6 protein-coding genes and 1 pseudogene are annotated in these 9,973 nt (G+C 40.5%); 3 read left to right on the forward strand and 4 right to left on the reverse strand.

The annotated features are described in order from the left end of the window. Both IQ226_RS23415 and IQ226_RS23420 read left to right on the forward strand, forming a co-directional pair. Positions 1–267 (forward strand): annotated as a pseudogene (locus tag IQ226_RS23415) (hypothetical protein); the annotation flags it as partial. Positions 268–543: 276 nt separating this feature from the next. After that, on the forward strand, positions 544–3,072 hold the full coding sequence (locus IQ226_RS23420) for a mannose-1-phosphate guanyltransferase (RefSeq protein ID WP_193899391.1): 2,529 nt from the start codon (positions 544–546) through the stop codon (positions 3,070–3,072). A gap of 146 nt (positions 3,073–3,218) precedes the next feature. Here the strand turns inward: IQ226_RS23420 and IQ226_RS23425 are convergent, their stop codons facing one another. Together IQ226_RS23425 and IQ226_RS23430 are read right to left on the reverse strand one after the other, a co-directional pair. Beyond that, positions 3,219–4,652: an LCP family protein gene (locus IQ226_RS23425; protein ID WP_193899393.1), complete on the reverse strand. Its 1,434-nt coding sequence runs from the start codon at positions 4,650–4,652 to the stop codon at positions 3,219–3,221. Between the two features lie 280 nt (positions 4,653–4,932). Beyond that, entirely contained in the window at positions 4,933–5,295 is a 363-nt protein-coding gene (locus IQ226_RS23430; RefSeq protein ID WP_193899395.1) for a hypothetical protein, read from the reverse strand. A gap of 190 nt (positions 5,296–5,485) precedes the next feature. Here IQ226_RS23430 and IQ226_RS23435 point away from each other — a divergent pair, with 190 nt between their 5' ends. Continuing rightward, entirely contained in the window at positions 5,486–6,658 is a 1,173-nt protein-coding gene (locus tag IQ226_RS23435; protein ID WP_193899397.1) for an AI-2E family transporter, read from the forward strand. 748 nt (positions 6,659–7,406) lie between these two features. Here IQ226_RS23435 and IQ226_RS23445 read toward each other — a convergent pair. Both IQ226_RS23445 and IQ226_RS23450 read right to left on the reverse strand, forming a co-directional pair. Beyond that, on the reverse strand, positions 7,407–8,147 hold the full coding sequence (locus tag IQ226_RS23445) for a phytochelatin synthase family protein (RefSeq protein WP_193899399.1): 741 nt from the start codon (positions 8,145–8,147) through the stop codon (positions 7,407–7,409). Positions 8,148–8,297: 150 nt separating this feature from the next. Further along, positions 8,298–9,506, reverse strand: coding sequence for a NupC/NupG family nucleoside CNT transporter (locus IQ226_RS23450; RefSeq protein WP_193899401.1), 1,209 nt, complete (start codon positions 9,504–9,506; stop codon positions 8,298–8,300). Positions 9,507–9,973: the final 467 nt, after the last annotated feature.

Raw genomic sequence — 9,973 nt, forward strand, 5'->3', positions numbered from 1 at the left:
ATAGTAACAGGAGATAGTTGGTACTCAGGAGTAGAAAACTTAAAATTTTTAAGAAACCAGAAATTGGGTTTTCTATTTGGGATTGAGAAAAATAGAACTGTATCAAATGAACCTGGAAAGTATTGCCCGGTGAGAAGTTTAGAAAAAATGCGCTCTGAAAACATAATTTCTAATTGGTATGAAGTGCAAAGAAACTTATTCACTTTAGTTGTGCGCGACTACATTGTGGACAATCTTACCAATGCTTGTGCTGCTTCATCAACATAGATTCATTTTTTTGTCAATGCGTAAGTCCTATGTACTTCATAACAGGGGGGAAGTGCTGTATGTTCACAGATAACCTCACTTGCATTGCGGAACTTGTTTTGTACAGTCAAAGTCTAAACTCCAGATCCCTGATGGAAACCGTAACTATAACAATCTTAAATTTCTAATTTTTAATTCTTTCAGAGATGTTTCTTGCGGAAGTTTCTTAAATTTCAATATCTATAGGAAACTAAAAGAAGAGAAACATCATGTTTTTAGTTAAGCTTAGGAGGATTTATGCGAGCAGTTTTAATGGCAGGTGGTTCGGGAACGCGTTTGCGTCCTTTGACTTGCGATTTACCTAAACCAATGGTTCCTATTTTAAATCGTCCCATTGCTGAACATATTATCAATCTCCTTAAACGACACCAGATTTATGAAGTAATTGCTACATTACATTATTTACCAGATGTTCTCCGAGATTACTTTCAAGATGGCAGTGATTTTGGTGTACAAATGACCTATGCTATCGAAGAAGATCAACCATTAGGTACGGCAGGGTGCGTAAAAAATATTACTGAACTTTTAGATGAAACTTTTTTAGTCATTAGCGGTGATAGTATCACAGATTTTGATTTGAGTGCTGCTATTGAATTTCATCAACAAAAACAATCAAAAGCCACTTTAATTTTAACCCGTGTGCCTAACCCCATTGAATTTGGTGTGGTAATTACGGACACGGAAGGACGCATTAACCGATTTTTAGAAAAGCCTTCCACTAGCGAAATCTTTTCGGATACCGTCAATACTGGGACTTATATCTTAGAACCAGAAGTTTTAGACTATTTACCAGAACATACTGAATGCGATTTTTCCAAAGATTTATTTCCCCTCTTACTAGCCAAAAACGAGCCGATTTACGGTTATGTGGCTGATGGTTACTGGTGTGATGTGGGTCATTTAGATGCCTATAGAGAAGCCCAGTATGATGCTTTACAAAGGAAAGTTAACTTAAAAGTGGCTTATCCAGAAATTGCTTCCGGTTTGTGGGTAGGACAAAATACTTATATTGATCCTACCGCCAAAATTGAAACCCCAGCCGTAATTGGGAATAATTGCCGCATTGGCGCGAGGGTAAAAATTGAGGATGGGACAGTAATTGGTGATAATGTGACAATTGGGGCTGATGCTCATTTAAAAAGACCAATTATTTGGAATGGGGCAATTATTGGCGATGAGGCTCAGTTATCGGCTTGTGTAATCGGTCGCGGTACTCGTGTAGATAGACGCGCTCATGTCTTAGAAGCGGCTGTGGTCGGTTCGCTGTCTACGGTGGGAGAAGAGGCGCAAATTAGCCCTGGGGTGAGGGTATGGCCAAGTAAAAAGATTGAGTCTGGTGCAGTTTTAAATATTAATCTGATTTGGGGAAATACTGCCCAACGGAATTTATTTGGACAGCGGGGAGTACAGGGATTAGCCAATATTGATATTACTCCAGAGTTTGCGGTGAAGTTAGGGGCTGCCTATGGTTCGACGTTGAAACCTGGTTCAATGGTGACTGTTTCCCGTGACCAACGCAATGTTTCCCGGATGGTAACACGGTCTTTAATTGCGGGTTTAATGTCTGTGGGTGTGGATGTTCAAAATCTCGACACTACGGCTATTCCTATCGCTAGGACGGTGATTCCTACTATGCAGGTAGCAGGGGGTATTCATGTCCGAGTTCACCCAGAACGCCGTGATTATATCTTGATTGAATTTATGGATTTGAAAGGCATTAATATCTCTAAAGCCCAAGAAAAGAAAATTGAGGGGGCGTATTTTAAGGAAGATATGCGCCGTTCCCAAAGTCATGAAATTGGTGATGTGGTATATTCTAGTCAATTGATGGATTGCTATGGCAAGGCTTTTGAAAAGTTATTAAATGTGGATACTCTGCGTAATAGTCGGGCAAAGGTGGTTATTGACTATGTTTACGCTGTGTCCGGGGCTATTTTGCCGCAAATGTTGGATAAATTTGGGGCGGATGCGGTGGTGTTAAATGCTAGTTTGAATAAAACGGCAATTTCTAATGCTGATAGAGAATTACTATTGACTCAATTGGGTCATGTTGTGGAGGCGGTAAACGCTAATTTTGGCGTGCAGGTATCAGCTAATGGGGAACAACTGATTTTAGTTGATGAATCGGGTTTTCCCATTCGGGGGGAAATGCTGACGGCGTTGATGGTTGATATGATGTTAACTGCTAGTCCTAGAAGTTCGGTAGTTGTGCCGGTTCATGCTTCTAGTGCGGTGGAATTGGTTGCCCATCGTCATGATGGTAATGTGATTAGAACTAAGGCCAATCCTACGGCTTTAATGGAGGCTTGTCAGAAGAATCCCAATGTGGTTTTAGGTGGGAGTGGGGAAACTGGGTTTATTTTTCCGCAATTACATCCGGGGTTTGATTCGATGTTCTGTATTGCCAAGCTAATTGAAATGTTAACCATTCAAGAGCGATCGCTGGCAACCGTGCGTTCCGAATTACCTCGTGTGATCAATAGAACCTACACAGTCCGCTGTCCTTGGACGGCTAAGGGGGCGTTAATGCGTTATTTGGTGGAAACTCACCCCGCTCAAAATTTGGAGTTAATTGACGGTGTGAAAATTCGTCAACCCTATGATGACAATTGGCTATTGGTTTTACCTGATGCCAGTGAACCTTTAGTCCATCTCTATGTTAACAGTAGCGATCGCGATTGGGTTGATGAAACTCTCAGAGATTACCGCGCCCGTGTCCAGTATTTTGTGGAACGCGAACAGGAAAACTACCGTTTGGATATGTAATTGTAGGGGCGGGGTTTCCCCGCCCTTTATTATGTGTTTTCTCTATGTTGCTGTTTGGTTGTAAATAGTTTTATAGGTTTGTTTACGTTGGCATTTTCTCCACTCTGCGCCCATAATTCAGGGAATAGGGCGCAGGGACTGCGCCCCTACGGGTTGGTGGAGTTTTGGAAAATGGCTTGGTTTTGAGACCAGTCTTTACCTACTTGGATAGTAATATCTGAACCAATATTACCTGTGCTTTCTACGCGCACTTCTCCAAATCCCAACAAACTACGAATTGATTCGGCGCTGTCTCCGTCTCCTTGTTGGGCGACAATGTGGGTTACGTCTAAGGGTTGTCCCCAGGGTTTAGAGATAAAGATATTCGTATATCCAGCTTTCTCTAATGTTTTAATCAGGGGGCGCAGTTGAGAACGCTCGCCGCGATCGCCTCCTGTACTATCCTGAATAGCTACACGCAAACGACCAGGCTGACTAAATGATGTTTCTGTCGTATTTGCTTCTAAACCAAAATGCTGAGTCATTAATTTAGCAATATTCCGCCCATCTGGAACCCAGTAGCTGGCATCAAATTCGTGATTTTCGCTAAAGCGTCCAGGCAGCATTAACATTTGCATATTTGCACGATTGATTTTTGAACCAAAACCAAGCAGCGCTATTAATTCTTCAACGGATAAGTTGGTATCAATATTTTCCCTAACCACATTGAGAATATCTGGTAATTTGGTGATGGTTGTCGGGTTAAGTGTCTGTTCGATTAAAGCCCGCAACACCATTTGCTGCCGCTGAATTCGCCCAATATCGCCCAGTTCATCATGGCGATAGCGGAGTAATTGCAACGCTTGTTCACCACTGAGATGTTGTTGACCCGCTTTTAAATTAATGTACAAATGCTGGGAATCATCCCGATATTTCATATCTTTGGGGACATAGATATTCACTCCTCCCAAAGCTTCAATGAGCTTACTAACACCCAATACATTAATCCGAACATAGCGATCAATCCCGACTCCACCCAAAAGATTACTAACGGTTTTCGCCGTTAATGCTGGACCACCATCTACATTAGCAGCATTAATTTTTTTCGTTCCATAGCCTTCAATTTGTGTACGGGTATCTCTAGGAACAGAAAGCATGACTACTTTTTGGGTGTCTGGATCAAACTTGATCAACAGCATCACATCCGCAAGACCGTCAAAAGAATTAATTTGGGGCAAATAACGCAGATTTTTACTTTCGGCTGGGGGATTTTGGACATCTGGAGGTAGTACACTCATGCCCATTAATAGGATATTAACAGGACGGGTTAGCTGGGAAAATTGTAACCCATTGCCAGAAATACTATCGCCATCAAATACGGCTTCTTCCTGGGGACTGAGTTGAGCTTGTTGCAAAGGCGTACTTTCCCAAGAAATAGCTAATAATGCCCCTGCAAGTCCCGATACTATGGCAATCCCCCCCATACCCACCGCAAACCATAGCCACCGTCCCGATTTTGACGGACGAGAATTTTTCCGTTGACCCTTATATTTAGCTTTTGCTGCTTTTTGTTGTGCTGCTGTTGTTTTTTGACTAGTCACAGACTTCCTCTCACCTACGATTTTCAATAAACTAAATTTGTCGAATACATCTAAAACAAATCAGACTATAATAGCCAACTCTTCATCAGTTCGCTATAAAAAACTGCTAAATATGATCATCTTCAACTCAGATCCTTTTAATTACGGCAGGAGTCAGGAGTCAAGGAGTCAGGAGGAAAGAAGAAAGAAGAATATTATTCTCTTCGATTCCCTGTTCCCTGTCACCTGTCACCTGTCACCTGCTCCCTGCTCCCCTGTTCCCTGCTCCCCTGTTCCCCATTTAATATTTCCGCCATACTCGTTCCGCTAAGTTGCTAAACCCCGGTAAACGGGAAGATTTGCCTTGAATGACCCGAAAAATCAACCAAATACTCACTAAAAAATAACCAGAAGTCAGGAAACTATTGAGGATTAAAAAGCGAAGTGTCAAAAAATTCGTTGCTGATCCAGTAGTTAACAATAAATAACCTAACATCCAGATCAAAGCCAAGGTAATAGACAAACGACTGATTGCCAGTTGATCCCGACTACCCTGCCCCTGGTAGAGAGTCCACAGGGAGGGAAAAAAGCCGACAATGGGAATCAAATACAGAACGAGTTGTGTTTTTGAGATATCTGTATCTTTTGAGGGCAAGTTATCCATAGTGGTTGATGTGATCATAAACTAGAGATGGTGAATAATAGTCGTTAAGTTAGAGATAAATAACTTAAGTTACTTGTTAGGTAGGAGGCAATTAATAATTGATAATTTTCATCATCTATTATCCGCCTCAACGGGATTAACAGTTGGTCAAGCAGAAATTCATTTAGTTCTATAGTGTAATTACTTAAAGATGCAGACACGCAAGCTACTCAATTGGTGGCAAACACTAACACCTATAGCCAGATTTTTAGCGATCGCCCTACTTGCGCCCCTATTGGTTCTGAATGGTTGGGCTATTGCCGCAATTTTCAATTATTTTCACTCCCTGATTGTTATTTTAGTCGGAGCTTCTGTATTAGCATTTTTACTCAGCTACCCCGTGAGTTGGATGGAAAATCACGGAGCTAAACGAGAGCAAGTAGCCATCCTCGTATTTTTGTTAGCATTATCCATTTTATTGGCTCTAGGTGTCACCCTGTTTCCTCTGGCCCTGACTCAAGCTCAACAACTGGTGGCGCGGTTACCAGAATTAATAGACTCAGGACGTTCTCAATTAATGATCCTCAATGAAAAAGCAGAAGGTGCTGGTTTACCAATCAACCTCGATGCTTTAGCCGCACAAATCAACGATCGCGTCAAAGGGCAATTACAGGCGATCGCCGGACAGGTGCTAAATCTAGCCGTAATTACTGTCACCAGTCTGCTCGATTTCCTGCTGACAATGGTATTAACCTTTTATTTATTACAGCATGGCGGTGAACTTTGGCAGAGTTTAGTAGAATGGCTACCGGCTAAATTTCGCGCCCCCTTTTCCAAAACAGTTCGTTTAAGCTTTCAAAACTTTTTTATCACCCAACTAATCCTCTCAACTTGCATGGCTTCTGCCCTAATTCCCACCTTTTTATGGCTAAAAGTTCCTTTTGGTCTATTATTTGGGTTAACTATTGGAGTCATGGCACTTATCCCCTTTGGTGGTTCTGTCGGTATCGCCCTCACCACGTCTTTAGTCTCACTCCAAGATGTTTCTATGGGTGTAAGGGTATTAATAGCAGCCATCATCGTCCAGCAAATTCTGGAAAATCTAATAGCGCCGCGAATCTTAGGCAGTTTTACCGGTTTAAACCCCGTGTGGATTTTAATTTCTGTCCTCACTGGAGCGAGAATTGGCGGACTTTTAGGCGTAATTGTCGCTGTTCCTTGCGCTGTAGTTATTAAAAGCATCATCAACGCCATTCGTCCCTCAACACCTAACGTGGACACAAATCTGGACACAGAAGACTCTCACCCCAATGAAATATCTGCAGCCATGACACCAGAAACATCTCCGAAAATAGAGCCTAATAATTCTTTGAGTGTTTCATGAGATACTCATACCGCCATATTGCTCTCAAAGTAGATTAAGTAGGGCTTGCTGAAAAAGTTGTCTGTGAGGGCAGGCAAGAGGCAATCATGCAAGAGGCAAGAGTTTGGGCTATCTGTTATCCCTAAATTTTGTGATTTAGGCAAGAGGCAAGAGTAAAGAAGTTTTCAGCGATTTTACGTTTTTTTACACAATTTAGTTTGATGGTGTTCACCTACTGATCGTCCGGTAAAAAGCCTCGTTCTGTATTGGGTAGATAAGATTTAGCAAAAACGTTATTGCTGTTATCTATCGGGAAGCAAACGCACCTAATAGCATAACACTAGCGGCTGCTAAAACATAACGTCTGCCCAGACTTACTCCATAACGTCGTTGCAGAAAATTGGTTGTGACAGAATTCATCCTTTTACCTCAATTACTCCAGATTTTCAGGTGTCTATTGCAAGAGACGTTGCTAATCTCCTAATTGTTCACTATCTCATCCACAGATTTATAAATTCTCAATTGTTACAGTTTTGGTAACAGGGAATAGGCAAGAGGCAATATTAGTCATTGTAGGGTGCGTCAAACCCCATAATTTGACAAACAACAGATTGCCTCTAGCTGACGCACCTCCTCAACAAGCGATTCCCAACACCGAAAATGGCGAAGGTAAGTAGATGAACGGGAAAAAACCGAAATATGTAACAAAAAGTAAAGTTTCCCAAAACCTCTTCCCTGTTCCCTATTCCCTATTCCCTGTAGATAAACATCAATTATTCTTACTTACCAATACAAACCCGCGCGTCTTCCCTGCTGTTGAATCAACAGTATTCATTGCTTTCCATAAATCTGCTGTTTTTACCCAAACAGGTGGATATTTATAGCGCGAAACATCCATAATTAAAAATCTATCTGTTAGTTCGTTATATGCAGCTAAAGGTGAAATATGTCCACCTCGTTCTTGACCAATTTCCTTACGTAAATAGTTAATAATAATAAAATTTCCTGGTTGCTTTAAATTCTCTGCTGCTAACTTGCGAAACTCTGCTAAATTTGTATTACTAGCATGATACACCTTAACCTGCACATCATAACTTGCCAATAATCCTCCTAACTGATCTAAAGTCATACCTTGACGGGCAACAACTTCAGAACTTACAACAGTTTTAGTTTTTGCATTACTAAAAAAATTATCTTGGGTAAATACCCGAAACGGCTTATATTGCAGTGCTTCCGGTGCAGGAACTTTCAAACTATTTAACACCATAACCATACTAGCAACGCCACAGTATGCCTGATTAGTTTGGGTAACAAACTGTGTACTTAATGGAAAAAAATCATTGTTTGATTTACTGGCAATTAATAATTTTTCACCTTCAGGAGTATCAAAACCAATTAAGTTTGGAGAAAGTGATAATGTTTGGGCAAAAACATTACCTCCAGCCAAACAAACACCCAAAATCATAACTCTAATTGATGTTTTGATAGAATTGATTGCTGCCAATTTCATAGTTTATTTTTAACCTATAGTGGTATGCACTTGAATAAAATCTATCATAGCCCCTTCCCACAAGCGATGAGGCGGTTCTTGTACCTCCATAAGAAGGGGGTAGGCGCAGGGGTGCTACCCCTACATTAAATCCTGTAATTTCAATTATTTTTAAATCAAAATTCCCGCAATTGCCGCAGTAATAAAACCCGCCAATAATCCGCCAATCATCGTCCTTAAACCCATACGGGCTAAGTCTTGTTGACGGTTCGGCGCTATTCCTGTCATCCCACCAATAGTAATGCCAATTGAGCCAATATTAGCAAAATTACATAAGGCATAGGTAGTAATAATAGCTGAACGTTGAGAAATTTCTTGTTTCTTAATCAGTTCTCCTAAATCCAAATAGGCGATAAATTCATTAAGAATCGTCTTTTTACCTAATAATGCTCCAACTTGTCCACAGTCAGCCCAAGGTATACCCATTAACCAGGCTACGGGAAACATAATTAAAGATAACATCCCTTCTAAGGATAATTGCGGATAACCTGCCAACGTTCCCAACCAACTTAAACTAGCATTCACAGCAGCTAATAAACTCAAAAAAGCAATTATTATTACCCCAACATTAACTGCTAATTTTACCCCATCAATTGCCCCAGATGTGGCTGCATCAAGAACATTAACATAATTACTTTTGATGTCTATATTAACTTTTTCCGTAGTTTCCGATACTTCTGTTTCTGGATACATTATTTTTGATACTATCAATGCAACGGGAGAAGTCATAAAAAAAGCTGCAATTAAATGTTCCGGTGGAATCCCAAAGGACAGATAAGCACCTAGTACACCCCCGGCAATGGTAGCAAAACCACCTGTCATGACGGCGTGCAATTCCGATTTTGTCATGTTTGCTAGGTAAGGTTTGACCATGAGTGCTGCTTCTGTTGGTCCCAAGAAGATATTTCCCGCACAGGACAAAGATTCAGAACCTGATGTTTTCATGGTTTTCATCATCAACCATGCTAGGGCATTGACAACCTTTTGCAAAATACCATAGTAATAAAGAATACTGATAAATGATGAGAAAAAGATAATTGTGGGGAGAATTTGAAAAGCAAACAGATGATCTTTGAAGTTTTCACCAAAGACGAATTTTGCACCAACATCAGAAAAAGCTAAAAAGTTACCAACTATATTTCCCAAGGATTTAAATAAGTGCAAACCCCAAGCGGTTTTGAGAATGACTATAGCTAAAATAAATTCTAACCCCAATCCCCAGGCGACTGTCCGCCAACGCACGGCTTGACGATTCACGGACAGGGCGTAGGATATACTAATAAAAACGCCAATGCCTAAAAATGAAATAGTGCGTTCCATATTCAATGTTTCAATATTTTTTGCAAATAAGCTTCAGAATAACTTAATTTCCGATCATTAAGTGCCGAATTAGCTAATTTAGGCGGTATTTATCACCAAAATGCTGCTAATGCAAGGGAATAAAAACAGGATATTTGCTGGCTTAATTAATCTTAAATATAAAGAAATAATTAAAAGTATACAAAACTTAAATAAATTGTTATTACAGAACTATGCAAATGGGAATAAAGAGTGTATATTGGTTTCAACTTCAGTATACTGAAAGATTTATAGTCTACCAATTATGAGATACCTCTGGTTCACAACAAAAATGAACCAGGGGTATCTGTGTTTTGGGGAACTGATAATTAGACATCTGGTAAAAAAGTAGAGACGTTCCATGGAACGTCTCTACAAGGGTTTCAAACCACACACATTTACAGCGATTTCCAATCTTATGAGGTACATCTTAGCCCCCTCATCACTTG

The sequence above is a fragment of the Dolichospermum sp. LEGE 00240 genome, assembly GCF_015207875.1.
In the GTDB taxonomy this organism is placed as follows: domain Bacteria; phylum Cyanobacteriota; class Cyanobacteriia; order Cyanobacteriales; family Nostocaceae; genus Dolichospermum; species Dolichospermum gracile.

Bases quoted from the DNA above. Each gene is read 5' to 3' on its own strand.
- IQ226_RS23420 (WP_193899391.1), top strand. From the start codon at position 544: ATGCGAGCAGTTTTAATGGCAGGTGGTTCGGGAACGCGTTTGCGTCCT.
- IQ226_RS23430 (WP_193899395.1), bottom strand. From the start codon at position 5,295: ATGGATAACTTGCCCTCAAAAGATACAGATATCTCAAAAACACAACTC.
- IQ226_RS23435 (WP_193899397.1), top strand. From the start codon at position 5,486: ATGCAGACACGCAAGCTACTCAATTGGTGGCAAACACTAACACCTATA.
- IQ226_RS23445 (WP_193899399.1), bottom strand. From the start codon at position 8,147: ATGAAATTGGCAGCAATCAATTCTATCAAAACATCAATTAGAGTTATG.
- IQ226_RS23450 (WP_193899401.1), bottom strand. From the start codon at position 9,506: ATGGAACGCACTATTTCATTTTTAGGCATTGGCGTTTTTATTAGTATA.